The following is a 13,092-nucleotide window of genomic DNA, read 5'->3' on the forward strand; positions in this document are numbered from 1 at the left end:
CGCACGCGCGAGGGAGTCGGCCGACCGCGGAGAGGCCGACGAGGCTGGGGAGGTGTGAGGCGCGGTTGCGGTGCGGGGTGGGACTCAAAGCGCCCGCCTCGCGGCTGGGGGTTTGGAGGATTTCACCGTCGCTCCGGTGTCGATCGCTTATAAACCTATAACCCGACAGTCGACGTATGAACGGAGACGCCACCGTGGTCGGCGGCGGGCTGAGCGGCCTCGTCGCCGCGTCCCGGCTCGCCGAGGCCGGCGCGGACGTGACGCTGTACGAGCGACGGCCCGAGGTCGGCGGCCGCGTACGGACCGAGACGGTCGACGGCTTCACGCTCGACCGCGGCTTCCAGGTGCTGTTCTCGAGTTACCCGGCCGTCGAGCGCGAACTGGGCGCCGACGGCCTCGACGACCTCGACCTCCGGACGTTCGCGCCCGGCGCGACGATCTGCCGGCCGGGGTCGCGGTCGGTGCTCGGGGACCCCCTCCGCGACCCGCTGTCCGCGCTCCCCTCGCTTCTGAACGACGAGGTCTCCTTCTCGGACAAGGCGCGGACGCTCGCGCTCCGGTACGACCTCTCGAAGCGTGACGAGGGCGACTTCTTCGTCGGCCCCGACGCGCCGATCCGCGAGTACCTCCGCGACTGGGGGTTCGCCGACGACTACGTGACTAACTTCGTGGAACCCTTCTACGGCGGCATAACGCTCGATCGGAGCCTCTCGACCTCGAAGCACGTCTTCGAGTACACGTTCCGGGCGATGGGCCACGGATCGATCGGCGTCCCCGACGAGGGGATGACCGCGCTCCCCGCCGCGCTCGCGGACCGCGCCCGCGAGGCGGGCGTCGAGATCCGGACCGGCGAGTCCGTCGAGTCGGTCCGGATCGCGGGCGGCGGTCGTATCCCGTTCCGGAAAGGGAGCGGCGACGCGGAGGGCGCGACCGTCGAACTGTCGGACGGGTCGACGCGGGAGACGGACGCGGTCGTCGTCGCGGCCTCGCCGCCGGAGGCCCGCCGGCTGACGGGCGTGGCGTCGGTCCCGACGGAGGGCGTGCCGAACGTCACCGGGTGGTACGCGCTCCCGGCGGGCGACTCGTTCGAGACGGGCGGGCGGATCCTGCTCAACGCCGCGAGCGAGTCGCCGAACGCCGTGGTCCCGATGTCCGAGGTCGCCCCCGAGTACGCGCCCGACGACCGCGCGCTGCTCGCCGCGACGTTCCTCGGCGAGGAGTCGCTGGAGCGCGACGACGAGGACATCCGCGAGGACGTGCGCGACGCGCTGGAGTCGTGGTACCCCGACCGCGACTTCGCCGGCCTCGAGACCCTCGACGTCCACCGGATCCGCTTCGCGCAGTTCGCGCAGCCGCCGGGCGTCCACGCCGACCTCCCCGACCCGGACGACCCAGAAGGGCCGGTGGTCCTCGCCGGCGACTACACGGAGTGGTCGTCGATTCAGGGCGCCCTCGAGAGCGGACGGACGGCGGCGAAGGCGGCGACGAGACACCTGTAACGCCCGCCGTCGACGCGGCAGTCCGCGCGGCGGCGCCTCACTGCGCCGCGTCGGACCGTCGCTCTCGAACGAGGCCGTATCCGATCAGCGCCGCGAGGACGCCCACCCCGACCGTGAACTCCCTGGAGTACCGGAGTCCGATCCCGAACAGGAGGAGGGCGTTCGTCGCCAGCACGAGGAGGATCGCGTCGAGACGGGTTCGGAGGGCGGCGTCGTCCATGGAAACGCGGGCGGTGGCGGGGTAATAGGCTTGGCGTTCGTCGGACCGCGGCCGGCGGTCCCTCGCGGTCGGCGCTACTCCTCGCGCAGGAAGGCCTCCTCCCCGTGCTCGTCGACCGCCGCGAGCAGGTCGTCGCGCTGGCGACGGATCTCCGGCGGTAGCTCGGCGTACGCGTGGTCGAACATGTCGCTCGGCGCGCCGTCGACGGACTCGGCGAAGTCGATCGCGGCGGCGACGACCTCGTCGGCCTCCTCGCGGGCCGCGGCGACGCCCGCGTCGTCGATCCGGCCGGTCTCTCTGAGGAACCCTTCCATGCGGTCGACCGGGTCGAGCGCGCGCCACGGGTCCACGTCGTCGGGGTCGCGGTAGGCGCTCGGGTCGTCGGCGGTGGTGTGCGCGCCGAACCGGTACTCGAGGAACTCGATCAGGACGGGGCGGGAAGCGTCGGCGGAGTCGCCCTCCGAGTCGCTCGCGCCGTCACCGTCACCGCCTCCGCCCTCACCACGGGCCCGCTCCGCGGCCTCCCGCGTGACCGCGTAGCTCGCGAGCGGGTCCATCCCGTCGACGCGGACGCCGTCGAAGCCGTAGGCGGTCGCCTTCTGCGCGAAGGTGTCGGTCGCGGTCTGGCGCGACTCCGGGATCGAGATGGCCCAGCCGTTGTTGTGACAACAGAAGAGCGTCGGCGTGTCGAACACGCCCGCGAAGTTCATCGCCTCGTGGAAGTCGCCCTCGCTGGTCGCGCCGTCCCCGAAGTGGCAGGCGACGACCCGGTCCTCGCCGCGGTGGTCGAACGCCCACGACGCGCCGACCGCGTGCGGGAGGTGCGCCGCGATCCCGATGTTCAGCGGAAAGACGTTCCCGTCGGCGATCGCCTCGGTCCCGGACTCGTGGCCCATCCAGTAGGGGAGGTACTCCGGGAGGAGGTCGCGGACGACGACCGCGCCGTGTTCGCGGTACTGGTAGGAGATCAGGTCGTCGTCGGTGAGCGCGTGGGTCGACCCGACCGCCGACCCCTCCTGACCCGCGCAGGGCGCGTAGGTGCCGATCCGTCCCTGGCGCTGGAGGCTGACCGCGCGCTCGTCGAACCGACGCGTGGTCACCAGGTCGCGGTAGATCGCGCGGAACTGCTCGTCCGACAGGTCGGGGACCGTCGCGTCCGGTAGGGGCGACCCGTCCGGCCCGAGCACGCGATAGCAGTCCTCGTCCGCGAGCGGGTCGGTCCTCGGGTCGGTGGAGCCGGGCGCGTCGGCGCCGTTCTCGTCCATTGGCGATCAGTGTGCGGGCCGGTCACAAGGATTTAGCGGTCGCGGGGCCGTCGGCCGGCTCGCGGTTCCGCCGGCGGACGTACGTGATCGGGATACCGACGACGACTCCCGCGACGGCGACCGCGGCGAACACGAATCCGATGAGCACCCGCACGGGCTCGGCGGCGAGCATCTCCGTGCTCCAGACGGAGACGAACCGAACGGTCCAGACGAGTCCGGTGGCGAGCGCGGTGACCAGGCCGAACGCGGCCCCCCGGAGGTACGTGACGGTGCCCCGCCGTTCGACGAGCGCCCACCAGACGAACGCGCCGGCGAGGAGTGCCGGGGCCGCGAGGATCGGCGTCGCGAAGGCGGTCGGAAGGCCGATCACCTCGGCGAACAGGTCGAGGACGGTCGAGAGGGAGAGGGCGGTGAGCGCGGCACAGGCGAACGCGTAAACGCCGGCGAGCAGCGACCAGCGCTGCGGAGCCGAGAGCGCCGACTCGGGCGAGAGGGAGTCATCCATACTCGTTGATCACGAACGCGTGATAAATCTCTTTTCGTGGGTGAAGCGTCGATTTGAGTCTCCGCCGCGACGGCGTCCGTCTCGCGGGGTTGTCCGGACTGGCGTGGCCGTCGGAGTTCCCCCCGTCGACCGCGAGGTTCCGGTCCCGCTCAGCCGATCGTGACCGCCAACTCGAACGGATACGCCCCGTGTTCGTCCGGTGTCTGATTCGGGACGCCCCAAGAGATCCCGAACAGTCCGCGGCTCACGTACGTCCCCGCGGGGAGCGACTCCGGGACCGCGTACGTCGCGACCATCTCGTCGCCCGCGTCGAGCGACTCCAGCCCCTGGGCGTCCGAACGACTCGGCTGCGGCCCCTCGATACCGTCGGTTTCGGTGACTTCCAAGGGCCATCGCTCGCCGTCGTGAAGCACCCAGAGGGCGCTCGGCAGCGCCCCCCGGCTCGTGAACGTGTACGGTCCCGTGACGTCGGCGTCGGCGCTCTCCGGGGTTATCGCGACCGTGAGCGCGAACTGGCGGGTCGCATCCTCGCTCGCCGCGACCGAGACCGACACCGGGAGCCGGTCGTACAGCGACTCGCCCACGCCGATGTCGTACACCGCCCCGTCGATGCGGTAGTACGGCTGCTCGTCGTACTCGGCGGCGAGCCGATCGTAAGCGTCCGGCACGTCGTCTGTGAACAGTTGGCTGCGGTCCGGCGTCGACAGCGCCGGCTTCCGGTGGGGCGACGCCAGCGCGCGCTCGAAGAAGGCGACCACCTCGTCGTCGAGCGCCGACTCGTCGAGTATCGGCCGGTCCCATATGTCGCCCTCGGTCAACTCGCGGGCCGTGATCGCGTACGGCGGGTCCTCGTTCTCGACCGCCGTTCGGATCCGGCAGACGCCGAACTGGTCCTCCAGATAGTCGTACTCGTCGAGGAACGCCGCGACGGCGTCGGGGCGGTCACAGCGCCGGTACTCGCCGCGCGCCACGCTTGCGCCGTACGCGGTCAACGCCTTGACGAACGTCTCGACCGCCGTCGAGTCGAGGTCGTCGCGCTGTGTCGCCTCTCGGAAAACCCGGTCCTCGTCGTACTCGTCGGCCGGCTCGTCGAGGAGTTCCGCGGTGAACGTCGGGAGGGTGGGGCCGAACGCGTGGCGCGTCCCGTCCAGCTCGACGTACGGCTTCAGCTGGCCGCGATCGTAGACGCGGAACTCGTCGACCGCGGCCAACAGGGCGTCGCCGGGGTCGTCCGTCTCGAACCGTCCGGCGCGCGCCTCGGCGAGCGGCTCGCGCAGCGCGCTCGGGATCTCGGATTCGGGGACGACGTGCTCCGGGTCGATCCCGCGGCTGGGCGACGGCTCGTAGGCAGTGACGACGTGCGGCACCGTCCGGAGTTCGACGTCGAGGGACGCGGTCGGGTCGCCGCCGTCGCTCGTCGATTCGTCTTCGGTCCCGTTCGTCGCCGGATCGGAGCCGACGTCGCTCCCGACGCACCCCGAGAGTGCGACGAGGGAGCCGCCGACACCGGTGAGGAGGGCTCTCCGGTCCATTGGCGACGGGTTCACGGCCACCGTGAAAAATTTTCTGCGGGTCGGCGGTCCGCTGGTGTCGACGCCCGGCTCAGGGCGTGATGACGGCGCGCCCGTCGATCTCACCGTGTTCGAGCTTCTCGGCGACCGTGTTCACGTCGCCGAGTTCGTACCGGCTGGTGTGGAGGTCGACGTCGCCCTGCTCGACGAGCGCGACGAGTTCCTGTAGCTCGGCGTACCGGCCGACGATGTTGCCGACGAAGGAGAACTCGCCGTTCACCAGCGACTGCGACGGTTCGTGGACGTGCCCGCCGTAGCCGATGATGTGGTGGTCGCCGCCGCCGGCGGTGATGTCGGGCGCGTATCCCGTCGTCACGTCCGCGCCGACGAAGTCGAGCACCTGCGCGGCGCCCGTCCCGTCGGTGATCCCCTCGATCTCGGCGCGAACGTCCGCCTCGCCCGGGTTGATCAGGTGGTCGGCGCCGTAGCTGTCGGCCAGGTTCAGCGCCGACTCCTTGAGGTCGACGGCGGTGATCTGTGCCGCGCTCATCGCGTTCAGGCACTGGAGCCCGATGTGGCCGAGCCCGCCGACACCGATGACCACGGCGTGATCGCCCGGGTTCAGTTCCCCGACCGCCTTCTTGGCCGCGTGGTACGCGGTGATGCCGGCGTCGGCGTGCGGTGCGATGTCGATCGGTTCGACCCCGCTCGGCAGGGGGATGACCGCCCGCTCGCTGGTGTGGAGGTACTCGGCGAAGCCGCCGTCGTGTGTGAGCCCGTTGAACGCGCTGTTCTCGCAGTGCATCGTCTCGCCGAGCCGGCAGGGACGACAGGTCCCACAGGTCTGGACCGGGTGGCAGATCACCGGGTCGCCGGCCGAGACGATCTCGACGTCCTCGCCCGTTTCGACGACCGTCCCCGCGTTCTCGTGGCCCAGCGTCAGCGGCAACTCCTGTGGCACGTACTCCGTCCACATCCCCTCGATGATGTGGTTGTCCGTCTGGCACCAACCCGCGCCCTCGACCTCGACGACGACGTCGTCCGCCCCCGTTACCGCCGGGCGGTCGACCTCGTCTATCGTCAGTCCCTCGCTCATGTCGTCGGTGTACTCGTGGAGTCTCGCGGCTTCCATGTGCTATACTGTCTCACAGCACCCTCATAAATATTCGTTATGTTGGGGTGGCCTGCCCCGGACCCGCAGTGCTCCGACCGCCGTTCCGACGTGTCGACGCGTAAACGGACAACTGAGCCGTAATTTACCTGAACGATCCTTATAGTTATGTGTGAACAATCCGCAGAGATACCTGTATGTACGAGAAAGACGGCGAGGAGATATTCGTTATCGACGGGCACGTCCAAATGTGGGACGCGCGAAAAGAGAACATCATTCACGAGGGGGGCGAGCAGTTCCTCCAGTGTTTCTACGACTACCACACCGGCTTCACGCCGGAGGAAGAGCAGTGGGACATCGACACGTACCGGCACTACGGCGCGGACAAGATGACGGAGGACCTGTTCGGGAACGCGGCCGCCGACATGGCGATCTTCCAGCCGACGTACCTCGACGACTTCTACGACGAGGGGTTCAACACGACCGAGCAGAACGCCGAACTCGCCGAGGAGTACCCGGAGCGCTTCGTCTTGAACGGGAGCTTCGACCCGCGCGACGGCGAGGAGGGGCTGCGCTACCTCGAACACCTCAAAGAGGAGTACGACATCCCCGGGGTGAAGCTGTACACCGCCGAGTGGCGCGGCGAGTCGAAGGGGTGGCGGCTCGACAGCGACGAGGCCTTCGAGTTCTTAGAGAAGTGCTCGGACCTCGGCATCGAGAACATCAACGCGCACAAGGGGCCGACGATCCGCCCGCTCAACCGCGACGCGTTCGACGTGAAAGACGTCGACGACGCGGCCTCGTCGTTCCCGGAGCTCAACTTCATCGTCAACCACGTCGGGCTCCCGCGGCTCGACGACTTCTGTTGGATCGCCGCCCAAGAGCCCAACGTGTACGGCGGGCTCGCCGTCGCGTCCGCGATGTCGACCCACCGGGAGCGGAAGTTCGGCGAGATCATGGGCGAACTGCTGTTCTGGCTGGGTGAAGACCGAGTCCTGTTCGGCTCCGACTACGCGCTGTGGAACCCGGACTGGCTCGTCGATCAGGTGATGAACGCGGAGCTCACCGACGAGCAGAAAGACGAGTACGGGGTCGAACTCGACGTCGACACCATGAAGAAGATCATGGGCGAGAACGTCGCGGAGCTGTACGACATCGACATCGAGGAGAAGAAGCGGCAGTTCCGCGACGACGACATCACCGAGCGGTTCGACCTCGAGGCCCACTACGGCGGCGACGCGGGGGCCGCGGCGGACTGATGTCGGGGAGCCGTAGCGACGCCGGCGGCGACCCGCGCGGGACGCCGGCGGTCAGGGAGCGGCTGGACCGCGTCGAGGACCCGGAGCTCGCCCGCTCCATCGTCGAACTCGACTACATCGACGCGATCGAGGTCGACGGCGGCCGCGTCGTGGTCAGGTTCACGCTGCCGACGGCGTGGTGTTCGCCCGCTTTCGCGTGGATGATGGCGACCGACGCCCGCGACGAGGTCGAGGCGCTCGACTGGGTCCACACGGCGCGGATCGAGCTGTGCGACCACATGCACAGCGCGGAGATCACGACCGGGGTGAACGCCCGCGACGGCTTCGGCGAGACGTTCCCGGACGCCGACGGCGACGTCGCGGCGGTCCGGGCCGCCATCGCCGACAAGGCGCGGGTCTCCAGGCAGCGCGAGGCGGTCAGGGTCCTGCTCGACGCCGGCGCCGAACCGGCGCAGGTCGTCTCGCTCGTTCGCGGCGACCTGACGGTCGCCGAGGAGGAGGCCCACGTCGACGTGGGCGGGCTGTCGCTCGTCGTCGACGCCGAGCCGATCGCTGACTACCTCGACCGGGTCACGACGAGCGGCCACGTGACGGCGGCCGACGACACGCTGTTCCTGACGCCCGAGGGCGGACCGATCCCGGCCGAAGAGTTGGACGTGGTCCAGAAGCGGTCCCGGCTCGCGACCGTCAACATGGGCGGGCAGGGCGCCGTCTGCGACGCGCTCCACCGCGCGCGTCACGGCCCCGACGGCCCGGACGGCTCGGCGAACCCGTCGTTCGACGGGTCGGCGTACGACGGCGAGGTCGACGAGTTCACCTCCACGTGGACGCTCGGCGACGACGACTGAGCCGCGGGCGGCGGCCGCCGTCGAGGGCGGCCACGCGTCCCCGTCTGTTCGGCCGCGGGTCCCCGTTCCGTCGGGCCGGCAGCGCTCCCCGGAGCGACCGAGCTCAGCGGATCGGCCCCAGGCCGCCGAGCCCGCCGCCCCCCGAGCCGCCGTCCTCCTCGGGCTCGCCGTGGCCCTCCTTCTCCAGCCCGTGACGGCCGTTCGCGGCCCACTCCTCGCGGTCCCAGCCGCACTCGGGGCACTCGCCGTCGCCCCAGTCGAACGGTTCGCCGCAGCCGAGACAGCCGGTGTCTGTGTTCATAGGTCACACTGCTCGCGGGGCGACAAAAGCGTTCACAACAGCTCGCGGAACTCGCCGAGCGGCGGGAACAGGAGCGCCTCCTCGCTCCCGCCGTCGTACACGATCGGGGCGAGGTCGGCGGCGTCGGTGACGAGCGGGGAATCGAACCCGTCGGCGCGCAGGCGGTTGACCGCGACCCCCGCCGCGAGCCGGGTGAACGCCGGTACCAGCAGCACGTCCGCGCCACGGTACGCGCCGGCACCGGAGAGGAAGCACGGCCGGCGGTCGCCCTCGATCTCGATCGTCGGGTGGACGTGGCCGAACACGTACCGGTCGGCCGGGGCGGACGGCGGCTCGTGGCCGTGACAGACGACCGTGGTCCGCGACGGGCCGTCAGATTCGGGGCCTTCGGGTCGGCTCGCTCCCGCCTCGAGGACGACGGAGTCCGAGACGGGGCCGTCCCACGCCGCCGCGAGCGCGGTGTCGTGGTTGCCGGCGACGAGTCGGAGCTCCGCGCCGCGGGCCGAACACGCCTCGCGGACCGCGCGCAACGTCTCGGCCGCGCGGTCGCTGACGCGGTCGAAGGTGTGGACGACGTCGCCGGCGACGACGAGCGTCGCCGGCTCGAACCGGTCGAGCAGCGCGGCGAGTCGGTCGGTGAGATCGGCGCGCTCGCCGAGCGGGAGCGAGACGGCGGAGGCCTCCCCGCGGCCGACGTGGAGGTCGGCGACGACGAGCGCGTCGGGGCCGGCCAGGTAGACCGCCCGCTCGGCGAACTCGGCGTCTGGGGCGTGGGGCGGACCGGTCACCGGCCGAACCCGGTGGACGGCTCCCGGCGTCGGCCGCCGTCGCGGCGGGCCTCGACGCGCTCCCCGTCCGGCGCCCCGGCGCCCTCCCCCCCGTCGACGTGATTCCGCGCGGTGGCGTACGCCTCGCGGACGCGCCGGAACGACTCCTCGTCGCCGCCTTGGTCGGGGTGCGTCTCCATGACGCGCTCCCGATAGGCGCCCTTCACCGCGTCGAGGTCGGCGTCGCGGGAGACGCCGAGCTCGTCGAAGGCGTCCCCGACGGGGTCGGCTCGACCGGCGGGGCGGCCCCGCGGCGAGCGCCCGGTCGCCCGGTCGCCGCCGAAGCGACCGGGTCCGAACCCGCTCGAGCCGGAACGGCCGGCCTCCGAACCGTTCCCGGTCGCCCAGTCCGGCTCGTCGACGTCGAACGGCAGCCGGCGGCCGAGCCCTCGGCCCGGCATCTCGTGTTCACAGAGGACCGTGTAGACGCCCTCACCCTCCAGCCGGAAGTAGTCGTGTGCGTTGAACGTGATGGCGACGCCGCGCTCGGGGAGGTAGAAGGGGACGACCACGTCGTCGAACCCGTGGTCCTCGCTGAAGCGCTCGCCGGCCGCCTGCAAGTACGTCCGGATCTCGCGGCGGCGGCGCTCGTCGCCGGCGGCGCCACGGTCGCCGGCCTCGGCGACCCGGGACGGAGCGAACCGGTCCCCGAGGTAGAACACGAGCGCGACCGCCACGGTGGCGACCGCTCCGAGGACGATCCCCCAGAGCACCCACCGCGGCAACAGCCCCGTAAGATCGGCGGTCACACCCGCCGTAACGGTTCCGTGGTAATCAACCTCCCGCCGTGACGGGCGCGGCGGCGACGGAGGTGCGGGACGGACCGACGGCTCGGAGGTCGAGCCTGCGGTTCGACGGCAGAACGTTCGCGTGCGGGTCGTCGGGCGGTCAGATCATTCCCTTCGACTCCAGCCCGTCGAGGATGTCGTCGACGAGGGCCTCGGCGGAGTCGTAGGGGAACTCCTGTTCGCTGCCGAGCTTCGCCGCCATCTCCATGGCGGTGAAGCTCACGTCGCCGGCCTCGAACTTCGTCGCCGGGCCGTCCGGCAGCGCCGGGACGAGGTCCATCTGGTTGCTGACGGGGAAGTCGGCGTCGCCGAACGCGTCCAGGAACTGTTCGCGGAGTTCCGCTCTCACGTCGCTCATACACACTCCATCCCGCGAGCGCCCGCAAAAGGGTTGCGGAACAACGGTAAACGCATTTAGGGTTGTCGACGGGAGGCGTCGCCGAGACGAGCGCGGCGAAGACGGTCGGTGCCCGAGCGAGGGCCGCCGCCGCGAGCGCACCGAAGCCCGACGGTCGTGCCGGAACCTCCGAGACTTTGTCGCTGGGACGACCAGTCCGAGTATGGCACGCGAGTTCGACTTCGACTTCGACCTGCTGCGCGAACTGACCGAGGCCCGCGGCGTCCCGGGCTACGAGGACGACGTCCGAGACATCGTCCGGCGCGAGTTCGCCGACAGCGTCGACCGCGTTCGCACCGACGCGATGGGCAACGTCGTCGGGACGATCGAGGGCGACGCCGACTACTCGGTCGCCGTGGCGGCCCACATGGACGAGATCGGGTTCATGGTCCGTCACGTCACCGACGACGGCTTCGTCCAGGTCGACCCCCTCGGCGGCTTCGACGCGCGGGTGTTGCGCGCACAGCGCGTCACGGTCCACGGCGACGAGGACCTGACAGGCGTCATCGGCTCGGTCCCGCCGCACACGCTCACGAAGGAGCAACAGGAGAAAGACGACGAGGTGAAAGACGTCTTCATCGACCTCGGCCGCGACGCCGAGGCGGTCGAGGAACTGGTCTCGGTCGGCGACCTCGTGACGCTCGACCAGACGACGACGCGGATGGGCGATCGAGTCACCGGGAAGGCCCTCGACGACCGGATCTGCCTGTTCGCGGCCATCGAGGCCGCCCGCCGGATCGAGGACCCGGACGTGACGATCCACTTCGCGGCGACGGTCCAAGAGGAGGTCGGCCTCCGGGGCGCGAAGGCGCTCGGGGTCGATATCGACCCGGACCTCGCGATCGCGCTGGACGTGACCGTCGCCAACGACGTCCCGCAGATCGGGGAGCCGGCCGACGCCGTCACCGAACTCGGCGCGGGGACCGCGGTCAAGCTGAAGGACTCGTCGGTGATCACCAGCCCGAAGGTCCACGGCCGCCTCACCGACGTCGCCGAAGGCGAGGGGATCGACCACCAGCACGAGGTGCTGCCCGCGGGCGGCACCGACACCGCGGGGTTCCAGCACACCGCCGGCGCGAAGCCGGTCGGCGCTATCTCGATCCCGACGCGGTACCTCCACACCGTCACCGAGACCGCCGACGGCGGCGACGTGGAAGCGACGATCGACCTCCTGACCGCCTTCTTGGAGTCCGAGACGGGCGAGCACGACTACACCCTCTAACGGGGTTCCCCGCCGACCGGTCTCAGTCGTCGCCGGGGACGGCGGCGCCCGGCTCCCGGTCGGCGCGGTGAGCGCCACGCGCCTGCCACGCGAAGCCGGTCGTCGCGAACGCGATGAACCCGGCCGCGAGCAGGAACCCCGTCTCGGTGGTCGTCCCGTCCATCGTGACGCCGACGAGCACCGGGCCGACGACCTGTCCGACCTTCCACGAGACGGAGCGCAGGCTCATCGCGCTGGCGACTGAGTCGTACGCCTCGCCCTCGCTGACGAACAGCGACATGCTCGCCGGCAGCCGGATCGAGTCGGCGACGCCGAGCAGCGAGTACGCGCCGAACAGCGCGAAGAACGCCCCGCCGAGCGTCTGGGAGTCGCCGAGGTACGAGACGGTGACCGGCGACAGCGTCCCCTCGAAGTACGCCGCCAGCGGGACCATCGCGGTGCCGACGCCGTAGAGGAGCGCGCCGACCGCGACGAACAGGTAGGTGCGCTCGTAGCGGTCCGTGAGGTCGCCGACGAACCCCTGCGTGAGCGCCTTCGTCAGCTTCCCGCCGGCCATGATCCAGCCGATGGCGAACGCCGAGATGCCGAACGTCGTCCGCGCGTAGATGGGGAGGAAGATGATCACCGCCATCTTGCCGACGCTGAACGTGAACCGGAAGAAGACGAGCGCGCGCACCATCGGGAGGCCGAGCAGCGACCGGAAGGTCTCGATCCCGCCCGCGTCCTCGGGGTCCTTCCGGCCGCCGGGGTTGTCGCGGAGGAAGGCGATCACGAGCGCGAACGCGGCGAGCGTGACGACGGACAACACGACGTACGTCTCGGTGAAGCCGTAGGCGTACAGGAGGTAGCCGCCGACGAGGTCGCCGGCGAGCGACGAGAAGGAGGCGAACTGGTTGTACGAGCCGAGCCAGCGCCCCTGCTCGTCGTCCGGGCTGATCTCGCCGATGACCGTCGCGCCGGTGATCCAGAGGACGCTCGCGCCGAGCCCCTGGACCATCCGCACGAGGATGATGTGGACGGAGCTGTCGACCAGCGCGAAGCCGACGAAGACGGCGACGTTGATCAGGAAGCCGCCGAGCAGCCACCGCTTCGCGTTCCCGGTGTCGACCTTTCGCCCCAGCGGCAGGACGATGACGAGTTGAACGATCGCGAACGCGGTGCCGAAGAGTCCCTCGATGAACCCGGTGGTGCCGAACAGGTCCGCGTACAGCGCGAGGGCGATCAGGATCGTCGAGTACGCCTGACTGCGCGCGAACGCGGTCCCCGCGAGGGCCGCGAACTCGCGGTCGCCGAGCAGCCGTACCGAGTTTCCGAACTGCGCCACGGTCGTCTCTGATCG

The 13,092-nt window shown here is 70.6% G+C and carries 14 protein-coding genes; 4 read left to right on the top strand and 10 right to left on the bottom strand.

The window, feature by feature from the left end; translation table 11 throughout:
• Positions 1 to 176: 176 nt before the first annotated feature.
• Positions 177 to 1,499, top strand: a complete 1,323-nt coding sequence (locus ACZ5KW_RS14850) for an NAD(P)/FAD-dependent oxidoreductase (protein ID WP_343780665.1) — start codon at positions 177 to 179, stop codon at positions 1,497 to 1,499.
• 37 nt (positions 1,500 to 1,536) lie between these two features.
• On the opposite strand, the gene ACZ5KW_RS14855 is transcribed toward ACZ5KW_RS14850, so the two are convergent.
• From ACZ5KW_RS14855 to ACZ5KW_RS14875, 5 genes are all read right to left on the bottom strand, one after another.
• The gene (locus ACZ5KW_RS14855) at positions 1,537 to 1,719 is read right to left on the bottom strand and encodes a hypothetical protein (RefSeq protein WP_343780664.1); all 183 of its coding nucleotides are present in this window, start codon (positions 1,717 to 1,719) and stop codon (positions 1,537 to 1,539) included.
• A 74-nt stretch (positions 1,720 to 1,793) separates the two neighbouring features.
• Complete coding sequence (locus tag ACZ5KW_RS14860; protein WP_343780663.1) at positions 1,794 to 2,984, bottom strand: thiamine pyrophosphate-dependent enzyme; 1,191 nt, start codon at positions 2,982 to 2,984, stop codon at positions 1,794 to 1,796.
• A 22-nt stretch (positions 2,985 to 3,006) separates the two neighbouring features.
• Positions 3,007 to 3,489, bottom strand: a complete 483-nt coding sequence (locus tag ACZ5KW_RS14865) for a hypothetical protein (RefSeq protein ID WP_343780662.1) — start codon at positions 3,487 to 3,489, stop codon at positions 3,007 to 3,009.
• Between the two features lie 149 nt (positions 3,490 to 3,638).
• Positions 3,639 to 5,021, bottom strand: coding sequence for a hypothetical protein (locus tag ACZ5KW_RS14870; protein WP_343780661.1), 1,383 nt, complete (start codon positions 5,019 to 5,021; stop codon positions 3,639 to 3,641).
• A gap of 70 nt (positions 5,022 to 5,091) precedes the next feature.
• On the bottom strand, positions 5,092 to 6,132 hold the full coding sequence (locus tag ACZ5KW_RS14875) for an NAD(P)-dependent alcohol dehydrogenase (protein ID WP_343780659.1): 1,041 nt from the start codon (positions 6,130 to 6,132) through the stop codon (positions 5,092 to 5,094).
• Positions 6,133 to 6,308: 176 nt separating this feature from the next.
• Here ACZ5KW_RS14875 and ACZ5KW_RS14880 point away from each other — a divergent pair, with 176 nt between their 5' ends.
• Together ACZ5KW_RS14880 and ACZ5KW_RS14885 are read left to right on the top strand one after the other, a co-directional pair.
• Positions 6,309 to 7,370, top strand: a complete 1,062-nt coding sequence (locus ACZ5KW_RS14880) for an amidohydrolase family protein (RefSeq protein WP_343780658.1) — start codon at positions 6,309 to 6,311, stop codon at positions 7,368 to 7,370.
• Entirely contained in the window at positions 7,370 to 8,218 is an 849-nt protein-coding gene (locus ACZ5KW_RS14885) for a metal-sulfur cluster assembly factor (RefSeq protein ID WP_343780656.1), read from the top strand. The genes ACZ5KW_RS14880 and ACZ5KW_RS14885 overlap by 1 nt, the downstream gene beginning before the upstream one ends.
• A 103-nt stretch (positions 8,219 to 8,321) precedes the next feature.
• On the opposite strand, the gene ACZ5KW_RS14890 is transcribed toward ACZ5KW_RS14885, so the two are convergent.
• From ACZ5KW_RS14890 to ACZ5KW_RS14905, 4 genes are all read right to left on the bottom strand, one after another.
• Entirely contained in the window at positions 8,322 to 8,519 is a 198-nt protein-coding gene (locus ACZ5KW_RS14890; RefSeq protein ID WP_343780655.1) for a hypothetical protein, read from the bottom strand.
• A 32-nt stretch (positions 8,520 to 8,551) separates the two neighbouring features.
• A complete protein-coding gene (locus ACZ5KW_RS14895; protein ID WP_343780654.1) occupies positions 8,552 to 9,307 on the bottom strand; it encodes a metallophosphoesterase in 756 nt (251 codons plus the stop codon).
• A complete protein-coding gene (locus ACZ5KW_RS14900; protein ID WP_343780653.1) occupies positions 9,304 to 10,095 on the bottom strand; it encodes a DnaJ domain-containing protein in 792 nt (263 codons plus the stop codon). The genes ACZ5KW_RS14895 and ACZ5KW_RS14900 overlap by 4 nt, the downstream gene beginning before the upstream one ends.
• A gap of 139 nt (positions 10,096 to 10,234) precedes the next feature.
• Positions 10,235 to 10,492, bottom strand: a complete 258-nt coding sequence (locus ACZ5KW_RS14905) for an MTH865 family protein (RefSeq protein ID WP_343780652.1) — start codon at positions 10,490 to 10,492, stop codon at positions 10,235 to 10,237.
• 202 nt (positions 10,493 to 10,694) lie between these two features.
• On the opposite strand from ACZ5KW_RS14905, the gene ACZ5KW_RS14910 reads away from it, so the two are divergent.
• On the top strand, positions 10,695 to 11,753 hold the full coding sequence (locus ACZ5KW_RS14910) for a M42 family metallopeptidase (RefSeq protein WP_343780651.1): 1,059 nt from the start codon (positions 10,695 to 10,697) through the stop codon (positions 11,751 to 11,753).
• A gap of 22 nt (positions 11,754 to 11,775) precedes the next feature.
• Here the strand turns inward: ACZ5KW_RS14910 and ACZ5KW_RS14915 are convergent, their stop codons facing one another.
• Complete coding sequence (locus tag ACZ5KW_RS14915) at positions 11,776 to 13,077, bottom strand: MFS transporter (RefSeq protein WP_343780650.1); 1,302 nt, start codon at positions 13,075 to 13,077, stop codon at positions 11,776 to 11,778.
• Between the last annotated feature and the right edge of the window lie 15 nt (positions 13,078 to 13,092).

Source organism: Halorubrum ejinorense, assembly GCF_055389685.1.

Coding starts and splice junctions, on each gene's coding strand:
- ACZ5KW_RS14890 (WP_343780655.1), bottom strand. CDS start 8,519: ATGAACACAGACACCGGCTGTCTCGGCTGCGGCGAACCGTTCGACTGG.
- ACZ5KW_RS14910 (WP_343780651.1), top strand. CDS start 10,695: ATGGCACGCGAGTTCGACTTCGACTTCGACCTGCTGCGCGAACTGACC.
- ACZ5KW_RS14870 (WP_343780661.1), bottom strand. CDS start 5,021: ATGGACCGGAGAGCCCTCCTCACCGGTGTCGGCGGCTCCCTCGTCGCA.
- ACZ5KW_RS14860 (WP_343780663.1), bottom strand. CDS start 2,984: ATGGACGAGAACGGCGCCGACGCGCCCGGCTCCACCGACCCGAGGACC.
- ACZ5KW_RS14850 (WP_343780665.1), top strand. CDS start 177: ATGAACGGAGACGCCACCGTGGTCGGCGGCGGGCTGAGCGGCCTCGTC.
- ACZ5KW_RS14880 (WP_343780658.1), top strand. CDS start 6,309: ATGTACGAGAAAGACGGCGAGGAGATATTCGTTATCGACGGGCACGTC.
- ACZ5KW_RS14875 (WP_343780659.1), bottom strand. CDS start 6,132: ATGGAAGCCGCGAGACTCCACGAGTACACCGACGACATGAGCGAGGGA.
- ACZ5KW_RS14885 (WP_343780656.1), top strand. CDS start 7,370: ATGTCGGGGAGCCGTAGCGACGCCGGCGGCGACCCGCGCGGGACGCCG.
- ACZ5KW_RS14905 (WP_343780652.1), bottom strand. CDS start 10,492: ATGAGCGACGTGAGAGCGGAACTCCGCGAACAGTTCCTGGACGCGTTC.
- ACZ5KW_RS14865 (WP_343780662.1), bottom strand. CDS start 3,489: ATGGATGACTCCCTCTCGCCCGAGTCGGCGCTCTCGGCTCCGCAGCGC.
- ACZ5KW_RS14855 (WP_343780664.1), bottom strand. CDS start 1,719: ATGGACGACGCCGCCCTCCGAACCCGTCTCGACGCGATCCTCCTCGTG.